The following is a 12164-nucleotide window of genomic DNA, read 5'->3' as shown; positions in this document are numbered from 1 at the left end:
CGTCGAGGCGGGGCGCATGGCCAGCGTTGCTCGGCCGTGCGCCCGCCGGGCAGGTCAGCCGGCCGGCGGTGGCTTCCGCCGTTCGTCGTGAATCTTCTCCCACCGTTCCGCAGCGTCGCTCATCACGTCTTGGACGAAGAGGAAGAAGTCGCGTAGCTCGCCCAGTCGCGCACTGGCCGACGATTCGTCCGCACCGACCGCCACCACACCCTCGTGGACGACGTCGGCGAACCTCGTGTAGATCCCGCCACGGATCATCGAGGTGTACGTGCGGGACTCGGCCGCCTTGTAGAGATCCCGGCGGGACCCGGGGGCCGGCTCGCGCACCGCCATGCCGACATGGATCAGGTAGCGCACCGCCCCGGAGACGGCGGCGGGGCTGACCCCGAGCCGCTCGCTGATCTGCGCCGCGGTCAACCCGGGCTCCTCGGCGACCAGGAGCGCAGCCAGCACCCGCGAGGGCATCCTGGGTACGCCCATGTCGCTGAAGGTCAGAGCGAAGTGCTCGACGAAGCGTCGTACCGCTTCCTCGTCGCGGTGGCCTGCGGGTTGCATCAACTTATCTCTCACTACTTTCTGAATTTCTTCCAACGAGCGTCCGGGACGGCCGACGGCCGGACGCCGACGGCGCGGCCGCCCGGAACCGGTCCAGTTGGCCGACGGCGCGGCCAGCTCGAAGCCGGCCGCGCCATGAACATCGATCGTCCATCGGGTTACGAGACGAGGTTACGTCGGCGGAAGAGGATCAGCCCCGCCCCGCCCAGTGCCAGCGCGACGGCGGACATGACCACGATCGGCGCCGCCGTGGCGTCGGCCGGCACCGCCGGGATGTGGCTGAACGGCGAGAGCTCCCGCACCGCCTCGGGCACGCCGAAGAGTGACCCGTACGGACCCAGGACGAAGCTGAGGGCGAAGCCGAACCAGGTCAGCCCGACCGCGATCCGCGGCACGAGGCCGAAGAGTGCCACGGCCAGCCCGGCCAGGGTCAGCACCGCCGGCAGTTGCAGGGACGCGGTGCCCGCCAGATGACCCGTCTGGCCGGCGAGATCGTCGACGCTCGCGCCATACACCAGGCCGATCGAGACCGCAGCGAGCCCGAGCATGCCCACGGCGCCGGCCGTGGCGACCACGACGTGGCTGCCCAGCCAGGTCAGCCGGCCGGTCGCGGTGGCGAGCACCGCCTCGGCCCGCCCGCTGGCCTCCTCGGCTCTCACCCGCAGCAGCGCCTGGACCAGGAAGCCGGCGACCAGCATGCCGATGGTCGCCATCATCGCGGCGAAGAAGGTGTCCATCACCTCGTGCCCGCCCCCACCGGCGAGGTCGTCGAGCCTCCCCGTCACGTTCTCGTTGGTGGCCAGTTGATCCTTGACCGCGTTGGCTATCGAGCCGACGAGCAGCCCGAACGCCGCGATCGTCACCGCCCAGCCGAGCACCGTGCCACGTTGCAGCCGCCAGGCCAGGCCGAGCGGGCTGAGCAGCGCGGAGGACGCCCGCGCCGGGCCGGGGCGGTCCGGGAACAGGCCCATGCCCACGTCGCGCCGTGCCGTCAGGGCGAAGGCCACCGCTGTCATGATCCCGAGGAACACGAGCGGGAGCGCGAGGACCCACCACCGGTCGCCGGCGAAGGGCCGCATCTGCATGGTCCAACCGATCGGGGAAAGCCAGGAGGGCCAGGCGCTGCTCATGGTGTACCCGTCCGGCTGCACCTCGCCGAACGCGTCCGCGAGGCCACGGATCAGATAGCCGGTGCCGACCGCCGCGGCGGCGATTCCGTTGGCGGCGCGCGCACCCTGGGTCAGCTGCGCGACGACGGCCGCGATCGCGGCGAAGGAGATGCCGGCGGCACCGACCCCGGCGCCGGCGGCGAAGGATCCGGCGACAGGTTCGCCGCCGCCGGCGAGGGTGAGCCCGATCAGCGCCGCGAGCGCGATGTTCGCCCCGACCACGACCACGAGGGCGGCGGTCAGGCTGGCGTGTCGGCCGACGGCCGTCGCGCCGATCATCTCGGCGCGTCCGGTCTCCTCATTCTGGCGGCTGTGCCGAATGACGGCGAGGGTGCTCATGAAGCCCGCCATCAACGCCAGGAACGCCAGGATTCCGAAGACGGTCATCTGGCCGTCGCTGGTGCCGGTGGGTGCGGCGCGGAACATCAGCAGCCCGGGCGTGTCGACGGCCACCCGCAGGACGGCGACCCGGTCGGCCTCGGTCGGGTACTGCGTGTCGATTGCCGAGCTGGCGAAGGCGCCGAGCGCGACGGTGCTCAGGATCCAGACCGGCAACTGCACGCGGTCGCGCCGCAGCGCGAGGCGGGCCAGCCGGGTCGTTCCGGTGTAGGCACCGCTCATCGCGCACCCGCCAGCTCGTCGCCGTAGTGCCGCAGGAAAAGCTCCTCCAGCGACGGCGGGGCACTCGAAAGGGCACGAACCTCGAACTGGGTCAGATACTCCAGCACGCGGTTCAGCTCGGCGGCGTCGAGGGCGAACGTCGCGTGGGTGGCCGTCACGTCGGCGTCGTGTACGCCGGGCAGCTTCGCCAGCCCGTCGATGGGCAGCGCGGTCTCCACCGTGACCGTGGTGCGGGTCAGGTGCCGCAGCTGGGTGAGGGTCCCACTCTCCACCGTCCGGCCCTGCCGGATGATGCTCACCCGGTCACAGAGCGCCTCCACCTCCGAGAAGATGTGGCTGGAGAGCAGGACGGTCCGGCCCTGCCGCTTCACCTCGCGTACGCACTCCTGGAAGGCCGCCTCCATCAGCGGGTCCAGCCCCGAGGTGGGCTCGTCGAGGATGTAGAGCTCGACGTCGGAGGCGAAGGCGGCGACGATGGCGACCTTCTGCCGGTTTCCCTTCGAGTACGTGCGGGCCCGCTTCGAGGGATCGAGCTGGAACCGCTGGAGCAGCTCGTCCCTGCGCTGCTTGTCCAGGCCGCCCCGCAGCGAGCCGAACAGGTCGATCGCCTCCCCGCCGGTCAGGTTCGGCCACAGGTTCACGTCGCCCGGCACGTACGCCAGCCGTCGGTGCAGATCCACCGCGCTCCGCCACGGGTCGCCACCGAGCAGGTTGACCGTCCCGGCGTCCGCCCGCAGCAACCCGAGCAGGACCCGGATGGTGGTGGACTTCCCGGAGCCGTTCGGGCCCAGGAAGCCGTGCACCTCGCCGGTGTCGACGTGCAGGTCCAGTCCGTCGAGGGCGCGTTCCCGACCGAAGGTCTTCACCAGGCCGGAGACTGAGATAGCACTAGTCATGCCCGGAACGCTACGCCGGTTTCACAAAATCGTGAATTCTCTGAACCGTATGAATCTCGTTAAAATCCGAGGGTGGACGTCGAGCCCGCGGGCGGGCGACCACGGAAGCCGTGCCGCCCGGCGGTCAGCCGCCGAGGATGTGGGTCAGGTGCGGGCTGGCGAAGACGCGGTCGGGGTCCAGGCGGTCGCGGAGGGTCTGGAAGTCGGCGAAGCGCGGGTAGGCGGTGGCCAACGAGGCGGCGTCGCGGTAGTGCAGCTTGCCCCAGTGCGGCCGGCCACCCAGCCCGGCGGCCACCTCTTCGAAGGCACGGAAGTACGGCTCGTACGGCATCCCGACGTACTGGTGCACGGCGATGTACGCGGAGTCGCGGCCGTAGCCGTGCGACAGCCAGATGTCGTCGGCGGCGGTGAACCGCACCTCCACCGGGAAGAGCACCTTGAACGGCAGCCCGTCGACGATCCGCTGGAGCGCGGCCAGCGCCTCGGGTAGCGCCTCGCGGGGGAGGCCGTACTCCATCTCCACGAAGCGGACCCGGCGCGGGGTGCAGAAAACCCGGTCGGAGCGGCCGGTGTAGCGGCGTTCGGTGAGCGCGCGGGCGGAGACCGCGCTGATTCCCGGGGCCAGCGCCGGCACGGCCCGGCCGAGCCGGCAGGCGCCAGCGAAGACGGTGTTGGACAGGAAATCGTCGTCGAGCCAGCCGCGCCACCGGGGCAGCGGCCGGTCGTTGGCGGGTACCCGGTCGTTGGTCTTGACCTGGACTCGCGTGGTGTAGGGGAACCAGTAGAACTCGACGTGGTCGTGGCGGCCGATCAGGTCGGGCAGGTCGCCGAGCACGTCGGCCAGCGCGGCTGGGCGCTCGTGGGCGTGCAGCACGAAGGCATCGACGCAGCGCAGGGTCACCTCGACCAGCACCCCGAGCGCGCCGAGCGACACCCGGGCGGCGGCGAAGACGTCCGGGTGCTCGTCGGCGGAGCAGCGCAGCACCTCTCCGTTGCCGGTGACCAGGGTGATCGCCTCGACGAAGGTGGACAGGCAGCCGTAGCGGGCGCCGGTGCCGTGGGTGCCCGTGGAGATCGCCCCGGCCACCGTCTGAGCGTCGATGTCACCAAGGTTGGGCAGGGCGAGGCAGTGTCGGGCGAGCAGGCCGTTGAGCGCCCGCAGGGTCATCCCCGCCGGTACGGTGACGAGCCGCTGTTCGACGTCGACGCTGACGGTGGTGTCCAGCTGTGACAGTTCCATCCGCCGGTCGTCGGCGAGCGCGACGGCGGTGAAGGAGTGGCCGCTGCCGGTCACCCGGATTCGGCCGCCGTCGGCGGCGGCGGCGCGGACGGCCTCGACGATGTCGATCGGCGTGCCGGGGCGCAGGATGGCGGTGGCGCTGCCACGCTGGTTGCCGGCCCAGTTGGACCAGCGGGTGGTGAGCGGTGCGGTGCCAACCATGCGCGCTCCTCAGAGATGAATATGAACTGACTTCATATCAGGAACGTTGTACCTGGTAAATACCGCAATCAGGGTCCGCTCGTTGTACCGGTAGTCACGGAGTCGTGACGTGCAGATATGTTCATTCGTCGAAGGGGGGTGGCGCCGAGTGTCCACACCAGCCGCCACGACCGGGCCGCTGCGCCGCGTACCGGTGCAGGGTCGAAGTGTCGCGCGGGTACAGCGCATGTTGGACGCCTGCGCCGAACTCGTCGACGAGGTGGGGTACGAGGGTCTGACAACGACCCTGCTCGCCGAGCGTGCCGAGGTGGCGATCGGGTCGGTCTACCAGTTCTTCCCGGACAAGCGGGCGATCGTGCAGGCGTTGACCCTGCGCACGATGGAGTCCTACCTCCAGCGGCTCGACGAGCGGTTCGCCTCGGACGAGATGACCCACTGGTGGGACGGCGTCGACGCGGGGATCGATGAGTACATCACGATGCACCGCACCGTCCCCGGTTTCCGTACCCTGCACTTCGGCGACGTGGTCGACCTGCACCTGCTCGATGAGCAGCGGGACAACAACGGCGTGATCGCCGACCAGTTGGCTCGGGTGCTCACCGAGCGCTTCGGGCTGACCGACGTGCCGAAGCTGCGCTTCGTCCTGGAGATCGCGGTGGAGGCGGCCGACGCGCTGATCAAGCTCGCGTTCCGGCGGCAGCCCAACGGCGACGAGCGGGTGCTGCTCGAGGCGAAGGCGCTGATCCGGGAGTACCTGCACCGTCAGGTCGACGGTCCGGAGAGCGAGCGGTACACCGCCGAGCAGCCGGCGACCCAGCCGGCCTGACCCGCCCGCGCCTTGGCTCGGCCGACGGGTCGGCAAGGCGCGGCGGGGTGGCGTCAGAGGAAGGCCAGCCCCTCGCCCCGGTAGGTGGGCACGGTCGCCACGATCGCGTCCCCCTCGACCAGGTGCAGTTCGTTGACCCGCTCGCACAACTCGCCGGCCTTGGCGTGCCGGAACCACACCCGGTCGCCGATGCGCAGGGTGGCCGCCGCCGCGCCGGAGAGCGGGGTCTGCACCTCGCCGGCCCCCTCGCTGCCGACGAGCTTCAGGCCGGCCGGCAGCCACGGTCGGGGCAGTCGGCTGTCGGCGGCCGGGCCGGAGGCGATCCAGCCCCCGCCGAGCACGGTCGCCAGCTCGGGCGTCGGCCGACGGACCACCGCGCAGGCAAAGAACGCCGCCGGGGTGGGGCGCCAGGCGCGGTAGGCGTCGAACAGCGTCGGCCCGTACAGGCCCGATCCCGCGGTGACCTCGGTGACCGCGGGATCGGCGCTGGTCGCGGCCACGCTGCCGGTCCCGCCGCCGTTGACGAACTCCAGCTCGGCGTGCTCGCCCACCGCGGCCACCGCCGCGCTCCGGCGGGCCAGCAGCTCGCGGTACGACCCGCGCTGGGCCAGCCGGATCGCGCCGGCCAGCAGCGTCTGCCCCGGCGGCGCGTCGCCCAGGCCGGCGATCTGCGCCTCGTACGCCATGAGGCCGACCAGCCGGAAGCCGGCCCGACCGGCGGCGGCGGCGGCGAGCACACCGGCCGCCCGCGCGCTGTGCACCGGTGAGCGGCGGACGCCGACGTGCACCCGCCCGCGCAGCGGTCGCCACGAGGCGTCCAGTTCGAGGCAGACCCGCAGCTCGGCGCGCTGCCCAGGGGGCTGCACTGCGTCGATCAGGTCGAGCTGCCCGGTGCCGTCGATCATCAGGGTGATCGCGGCGGCCAGCGCCGGGTCGGCGGCCAGCTCGGCGAGTGCCGCCCGGTCCACGCTCGGGTACGCGACCAGCACGTCGTCGCTCACTCCGGCGCGTACCAGCCAGATCGCCTCGGGCAGGGTGAACGCCATCACGCCCCGCCAGCCGGGTCGGGCGAGCGCCCGGCTGATCAGCTCCCGGCTGCGGACCGACTTGCTGGCCACCCGGACCGGTTTGCCGGCCGCGCGGTCGGCCAGGGCGGCCGAGTTGGCGTCGAAGGCGGTGAGATCAACCACCGCGTACGGCGGGTCGAGGTGGGCGGTCGCCCGATCCAGGCGCTCGCGAAGTTTGTCGCTTTCTCTGGCCACGTGTGCACGCTAACTGTCCGACGGTGAATGCGAAATACCCTCGCGTACGTCCGGGCTGCGGCTGGCGCCTCTGGCGGCCTAGGCTCAGCGAGCAGGAGAATGTCGCCGGTGGGACGGCCCCCCACCGGGTCTAGAGTGTTCCACCGGAGGCGCCCAGCGATGGGCCGGCACGTGGAGGTACGGCCATCGAAAGCCAGAACAGCGGCGAGTCGCACGGCGTGTCGCGCTCGGGCGATCAGTCGGGCAACGCCGCCAACCAGTCCAACGGTGCCCAGGTGGACCCGTCCGGCTACGCCGCGATCCGCTCGGTGCTGCGGATCCGGCCGTTCCGACGGCTCTGGATCGTCCTCGGCGCGGCCTCCTTCGGTGACTGGCTCGGCCTGCTGGCCACCTCGGTCTTCGCCGCCTCTCAGGTGCAGGGCAGCACCGCGAAGGGCGCGGCCTTCGGTGGTGTCATCGCCATCCGGCTGCTGCCCGCGCTGGTGCTCGGCCCGGTCGCCGGCGTGCTCGCCGACCGGTTCGACCGGCGCTGGACGATGGTCATCTGCGACCTGCTCCGGTTCGTGCTCTTCGCCTCGATTCCGCTGGTGGCGCTGGCCGGCGCCAGCGGCGCGATGGTGGTTCTGTGGGCGACCATCGCCACGTTCCTGATCGAGTCGATCACGCTGATCTGGATCCCAGCCAAGGAAGCGGCGGTCCCCAACCTGATCCCGCGCGCCCGGCTGGAGGCGGCCAACCAGCTCACGCTGATCACCACCTACGGCCTGACCCCGGTGCTCGCCGCGCTGGTCAGCGCCGTTCTGGACCGCAGCGTCCGGGGCGTGACCGGCGGCAACTTCCCGAACTGGGCCGAACCGGCCCAACTGGCGCTCTGGTTCAACTCCTTCTCCCGGCTGGCCACCGCACTGGTCGTCGCGTTCGGCATCAAGGAGATCAGCCAGGGGCAGACCGCCGAGGGCGACCGTCACGAGCAGAGCATGCTGCGCCAGTTCAAGGAGGGCTGGCAGTTCATCGGCCAGACCCCGCTGGTGCGCGGGCTGGTCCTCGGCATCCTGGGCGCGTTCGCCGGCGGCGGCATCGTCATCGGCACCGCGAAGTTCTTCGCCAGCTCGCTAGGTGCTGGTGACGCCGCGTTCTCGCTGCTCTTCGGCGCGATCTTCGTCGGCCTGGCGATCGGCATCGGCCTCGGCCCGATGATCGTCAAGGAAATGTCCCGGCGTCGCTGGTTCGGCATGAGCATCGTGCTCGCCAGCGCCGCCGTGATGACCCTCGCCTTCGCCATCCACCTGTCCATGGCGATCGTCGGCGCGGTGCTGGTCGGCGCCGGCGCCGGAATGGCCTTCCTGGCCGGCACCACCCTCCTCGGCGGCGAGATCAAGGACGAGGTGCGCGGCCGGGTCTTCGCCGTGGTGCAGATCGGCACCCGACTGGTGCTGATCCTGGCCATCGCGCTGAGCAGCCTGCTCGCCGGTGTCGGCGGCTCCCGCAAGCTGGAGATCGCCGACCTGGGCCTGTCCATCTCGTCGACCCGGCTGCTGCTGCTCGCCGCTGGTGCCGCCGGCATCTTCGCCGGCATCAGCGCGTTCGGCCAGATGGACGACAAGAAGGGCGTCCCCGTCCTGGCCGACCTCTGGGGCTCGATCCGGGGTCGCCCGCTGATGCCCTCCGAGCCGTTCGTCTCCGCCGGGCTGTTCGTGGTGTTCGAGGGCGGCGAGGGTGCCGGCAAGTCCACCCAGCTCGCCGCGCTCGCCGAGCGGCTGCGCGGCAAGGGGCGCGACGTCGTGGTCACCCGCGAGCCGGGCGCGACCGCGGTCGGTCAGCGGATCCGGTCGCTGGTGCTGGACACCTCCGGCGACGAGGCGCCCTCGCCACGGGCCGAGGCGCTGCTCTACGCCGCCGACCGGGCGCACCACGTGGCCGCCGTGGTCCGGCCCGCGCTGGTCCGGGGTGGTGTGGTGATCAGCGACCGGTACGTCGACTCGTCCCTGGCCTACCAGGGCGCCGGACGGACACTCCCGGTCGACGAGGTCTCCTGGCTCTCCTCCTGGGCCACCGGCGGGCTCAAGCCCGACCTGGTGGTGCTGCTGGACGTCGAGCCGCAGACCGGCCTGTCCCGGGTGGCCTCCCGCAGCGCGGGCGCCGACCGGCTGGAGGCCGAGTCGGTGGCCTTCCACGAGCGCGTCCGGTACGCCTTCCTCGACCTCGCCGCCGCCGACCCGAAGCGCTACCTGGTGCTCGACGCGTCCCGGCCGGCCGAGGAAATCACCGGGCAGGTGGTCCGTCGGATCGAGGAGATGCTCGGCAAGCCGGGTGGCATCGTGCACCCCCGTCCGGCTCACGGCCCGGACACCTCGGTGCAGCCTGAGTTATCCGACGCGGAGCTGGTGACGATGGAGCATCGGACCTGATGCCGGACGTCTTCGCCGACCTGGTCGGTCAGGACGAGGCGGTGGACGAGCTGCGCCGGGCAGCCGCCGCCGCGGCGGCCGTGCTGCGCGCTGGCGCAGCCGCTCGGGAGCCCGCGCTGATCGCCGCCGGCCCGGCCGGTGGTGCCACGCCCGACGGGGTGGACCCATCCACCGGGATGACCCACGCCTGGATCTTCACCGGGCCACCCGGCTCCGGCCGCTCGGTCGCCGCGCGGGCCTTCGCCGCCGCCCTGCAGTGCGTACACGGCACCGGCTGCGGCGAGTGCCCCGGCTGCCACACCACGATGGGCGGTACGCACGCCGACGTCCGGCTGGTCGTGCCGGAGGGGCTCTCCATCGGTGTCGGTGAGATGCGCGCGCTGGTGCTCCGGGCGGCCAGCACCCCGTCCGGCGGGCGCTGGCAGGTGGTGGTCATCGAGGACGCCGACCGGCTCACCGAGGCGGCCGGCAACGCGCTGCTCAAGGCGATCGAGGAGCCTCCGCCGCGTACCGTGTTCCTGCTCTGCGCCCCGTCCACCCACCCGGATGACATCTCGGTGACCATCCGGTCGCGCTGTCGGGTCGTACCCCTGCGGCAGCCGCCGGCCACGGCGGTGGCCGAGGTGCTGGTCCGTCGGGACGGCATCGCGCCCGACGTGGCCCAGTGGGCTGCGGCGGCCGCGCAGGGGCACGTGGGTCGGGCTCGTCGGCTGGCCCGCGACCCGGAGGCCCGTAAGCGGCGTGAGGCGGTGCTCGCCGTTCCGCGCCGGCTGACCGGCGTCGGCGCGGCGTTCGACGCGGCCTCCGCGCTGATCGAGGCGGCCGAGGCGGAGGCCGAGGCGTCGGTCGCCGAGGCCGACACGACCGAGCGGGCGGCGCTGGAGATGGCGCTCGGCGCGGGCGGCACCGGCCGGGGCGCGGCCGGCGCTGTTCGGGGCGCCGCCGGGCAGCTCAAGGAGCTGGAGAAGCGACAGAAGTCGCGGGCCACCCGAGCCCAGCGGGACGCGCTGGACCGGGCCCTGGTCGACCTGGCCGGCTTCTACCGGGACGCGCTCACCATGGCGCTGCGCGCCCCCGTCGCCCCGGTGCACACCGACACCGCCGCGCTGGCCGGCGCCGGGGCGCAGAAGTGGGACGCCGAGGGATCGCTGCGCCGGCTGGAGGCCGTGCTGGCCTGCCGGGCGGCGATCGAGGCGAACGTCAAGCCGCGGATCGCGGTCGAGGCGATGATGCTCGCCCTCTGGAAGGGCTGACCCGCAGCTCCCGACCCCTGGTCCCACCGGGCGGACCGGTCATCCACAGGCATCGACACGCGCGATTGCTGTGCGGTACGGTCCGATGTGCCGTGGTGACGGTGGCAGCACGCAGAGTGAGGGACCATCCGGGAGGAGTCGGCCGATGCCGCGGGGGGAGATCGACGAAGCCTGGATCGAGGAGGCGGTGCGGCGCTACCGCCGGATCGAGTCGCTCCAGGCCGAGTTCGACCAGGCGGTGTCGACCGTCGAGGTCACCATCCGGTCGCCGGACGGGCTGGTCGAGGTGGTGGTCACCGCCGCTGGGCGGATCACCGACGTCCGGTTCCTCGGGCCGCTGCACAGCCGCAGCCCACGGGACGTGGCCGGCTCCGTGCAGGCCGCGGTCACCGCGGCGGCCGACGCCGCCGAGTGGGCTCGGGAAAAGCTGCACAACGAGACGTTCGCCGCCTACCGACCGCTCGCGGGAGCCTGAGATGGAGACACTGCGCGGGCTCTCCGCCCGGCTGGACGAGGCGAGCGCCACGCTCACCGCCCTGTCCCGCACGGTCACCGCCAGCGATCCGGCCCCGACCGCGTTCGGCGCGGACGCCCCCGGCCGGCCCGGTGAGATCGGCCGCGCGCTGCACCGGCAGTGGACCGTCGCCACCGACGACCGGTCCCGCGAGGCGCGGGCCGCCGCCGGTCGGTTGGCCGCCGCCGCAGCAGCGGTGCGCGAGGCCGCCGACCGCTACGGCGAGGTCGACCGGGCCGCCCGCCGCCGGATCACCGGAGAGCCGTGATGGACCCGTTGGACCGGCTCGCCGAGCCTGGCCTGGACCTGCTGCGCCGGGTGGACACTCTGCTCGCCGCCGGTGTCCCCGAGGGGCACCGGGTCTGGCCGCTGCTACGCCGGATGCAGGTGCTCCCCGGCGACGCGGTCCGCGGCTTCCTCGACCTCCACCCGGCGCCGCTCGCTGGCGCCGGGCGCGCGGTGCGCCGGCTGGTCCGGGGGTACGACGACGTCTGCGCCGCGCTCACCGACCCGGTGCTCTGGTCCGGCCCGGCCGCCTCGGCGTACGGGCAGGAACCGGCCGCGCTGCTGCGCCACCTCGACGAGGGGCCGGAGAGCCTGGTCGGGCGTCTGGAGTCCACCGCCGGGTACGCCGACGCGCTCGCCGACTGGGTCGAGGGCAGCCGCCTCGCCCTGGCCCGGACGCTGGCCGACGTGCTCCGCTCGGCCGAGGCGGTCAGCGTGGTCGCCGCCACCGCGACCGGCGCGCTTCCCCGGCACGGGCCGGTCGGGCCCGGGGTGGCCGACGCGGCCGAGATCGCCGCGCGGGTGCTGGCGGTGCTCTGCGTCGCGTACGACGGTGCGGAGACACTGCTGCGCCAGTGGGCGCCGAGCCTGGCCGAGTCCGCCTGGCGGCCGTCGACCGACGGTCGGCCCCACTATGGTCAGCCCACCCGGGTCGGCCGGTAGCCGGGCCACCGGGCCCCGGACAGGCCACGACGTCGCTCGCGGGCATCCGGCCTGAGCCGGCACCGGCGGCGACGCCGTGGTCTTCCCCCTGCACCCCCCGCAGGTCTGCCTCCACTCAACGCCGCCCGGACGCGTTTGTCCCCTGCCCTGGCCCGGATTCAACCGTCCGGGCGAGGTGCAACGGCACGACGGGGTGGCCCGGCAATCGGTCAAGTCGACGGTCATGGATGGCAGCGGGGCGTAGTCGGTTGGCGACGGCCGGCGCGCGCTT

At 72.8% G+C, this 12164-nt stretch carries 11 protein-coding genes; 6 read left to right on the top strand and 5 right to left on the bottom strand.

The window, feature by feature from the left end:
• Window positions 1–54 precede the first annotated feature (54 nt).
• The 4 genes from ABZV00_RS00405 to ABZV00_RS00390 form a co-directional block, all read right to left on the bottom strand.
• On the bottom strand, window positions 55–555 hold the full coding sequence (locus ABZV00_RS00405; protein WP_355600574.1) for a MarR family transcriptional regulator: 501 nt from the start codon (window positions 553–555) through the stop codon (window positions 55–57).
• A gap of 158 nt (window positions 556–713) precedes the next feature.
• On the bottom strand, window positions 714–2345 hold the full coding sequence (locus ABZV00_RS00400) for an anibiotic ABC transporter (RefSeq protein WP_355600572.1): 1632 nt from the start codon (window positions 2343–2345) through the stop codon (window positions 714–716).
• Window positions 2342–3241, bottom strand: a complete 900-nt coding sequence (locus ABZV00_RS00395) for an ABC transporter ATP-binding protein (RefSeq protein ID WP_355600570.1) — start codon at window positions 3239–3241, stop codon at window positions 2342–2344. The genes ABZV00_RS00400 and ABZV00_RS00395 overlap by 4 nt, the downstream gene beginning before the upstream one ends.
• Window positions 3242–3365: 124 nt before the next feature.
• Window positions 3366–4682 carry a D-arabinono-1,4-lactone oxidase gene (locus ABZV00_RS00390; protein ID WP_355600568.1) on the bottom strand — a complete coding sequence of 439 codons (1317 nt, stop codon included), beginning with the start codon at window positions 4680–4682 and terminating at the stop codon, window positions 3366–3368.
• 226 nt (window positions 4683–4908) lie between these two features.
• On the opposite strand from ABZV00_RS00390, the gene ABZV00_RS00385 reads away from it, so the two are divergent.
• Window positions 4909–5508: a TetR family transcriptional regulator gene (locus tag ABZV00_RS00385; RefSeq protein WP_355601301.1), complete on the top strand. Its 600-nt coding sequence runs from the start codon at window positions 4909–4911 to the stop codon at window positions 5506–5508.
• A gap of 53 nt (window positions 5509–5561) precedes the next feature.
• Here the strand turns inward: ABZV00_RS00385 and ABZV00_RS00380 are convergent, their stop codons facing one another.
• Complete coding sequence (locus ABZV00_RS00380) at window positions 5562–6770, bottom strand: amino acid deaminase/aldolase (protein WP_355600566.1); 1209 nt, start codon at window positions 6768–6770, stop codon at window positions 5562–5564.
• A 308-nt stretch (window positions 6771–7078) separates the two neighbouring features.
• Between ABZV00_RS00380 and tmk the strand changes: the two genes are divergently transcribed.
• The 5 genes from tmk (at window position 7079) to ABZV00_RS00355 (ending at window position 11893) form a co-directional block, all read left to right on the top strand.
• Window positions 7079–9178: a dTMP kinase gene (gene tmk / locus ABZV00_RS00375; protein WP_355601299.1), complete on the top strand. Its 2100-nt coding sequence runs from the start codon at window positions 7079–7081 to the stop codon at window positions 9176–9178.
• On the top strand, window positions 9178–10431 hold the full coding sequence (locus ABZV00_RS00370; protein WP_355600564.1) for a DNA polymerase III subunit delta': 1254 nt from the start codon (window positions 9178–9180) through the stop codon (window positions 10429–10431). Before tmk ends, ABZV00_RS00370 begins: the two co-directional genes overlap by 1 nt.
• Window positions 10432–10576: 145 nt before the next feature.
• The gene (locus tag ABZV00_RS00365; RefSeq protein WP_355600562.1) at window positions 10577–10906 is read left to right on the top strand and encodes a YbaB/EbfC family nucleoid-associated protein; all 330 of its coding nucleotides are present in this window, start codon (window positions 10577–10579) and stop codon (window positions 10904–10906) included.
• 1 nt (window position 10907) lies between these two features.
• Window positions 10908–11213 carry a hypothetical protein gene (locus ABZV00_RS00360; protein ID WP_355600560.1) on the top strand — a complete coding sequence of 102 codons (306 nt, stop codon included), beginning with the start codon at window positions 10908–10910 and terminating at the stop codon, window positions 11211–11213.
• Window positions 11213–11893, top strand: a complete 681-nt coding sequence (locus tag ABZV00_RS00355; RefSeq protein WP_355600558.1) for a hypothetical protein — start codon at window positions 11213–11215, stop codon at window positions 11891–11893. Before ABZV00_RS00360 ends, ABZV00_RS00355 begins: the two co-directional genes overlap by 1 nt.
• Window positions 11894–12164 lie beyond the last annotated feature (271 nt).

Origin of the sequence: Micromonospora sp. NPDC005173 (assembly GCF_040608515.1) — a bacterium.
Lineage (GTDB): Bacteria > Actinomycetota > Actinomycetes > Mycobacteriales > Micromonosporaceae > Micromonospora.
Note: the sequence above shows the minus strand (reverse complement) of the source record. Positions and strands in the feature narration are given on the sequence as shown.

Bases quoted from the DNA above. Each gene is read 5' to 3' on its own strand.
- ABZV00_RS00360 (WP_355600560.1), top strand. From the start codon at position 10,908: ATGGAGACACTGCGCGGGCTCTCCGCCCGGCTGGACGAGGCGAGCGCC.
- ABZV00_RS00365 (WP_355600562.1), top strand. From the start codon at position 10,577: ATGCCGCGGGGGGAGATCGACGAAGCCTGGATCGAGGAGGCGGTGCGG.
- ABZV00_RS00405 (WP_355600574.1), bottom strand. From the start codon at position 555: ATGCAACCCGCAGGCCACCGCGACGAGGAAGCGGTACGACGCTTCGTC.
- ABZV00_RS00395 (WP_355600570.1), bottom strand. From the start codon at position 3,241: ATGACTAGTGCTATCTCAGTCTCCGGCCTGGTGAAGACCTTCGGTCGG.
- ABZV00_RS00370 (WP_355600564.1), top strand. From the start codon at position 9,178: ATGCCGGACGTCTTCGCCGACCTGGTCGGTCAGGACGAGGCGGTGGAC.
- ABZV00_RS00355 (WP_355600558.1), top strand. From the start codon at position 11,213: ATGGACCCGTTGGACCGGCTCGCCGAGCCTGGCCTGGACCTGCTGCGC.
- ABZV00_RS00390 (WP_355600568.1), bottom strand. From the start codon at position 4,682: ATGGTTGGCACCGCACCGCTCACCACCCGCTGGTCCAACTGGGCCGGC.
- ABZV00_RS00385 (WP_355601301.1), top strand. From the start codon at position 4,909: ATGTTGGACGCCTGCGCCGAACTCGTCGACGAGGTGGGGTACGAGGGT.
- ABZV00_RS00400 (WP_355600572.1), bottom strand. From the start codon at position 2,345: ATGAGCGGTGCCTACACCGGAACGACCCGGCTGGCCCGCCTCGCGCTG.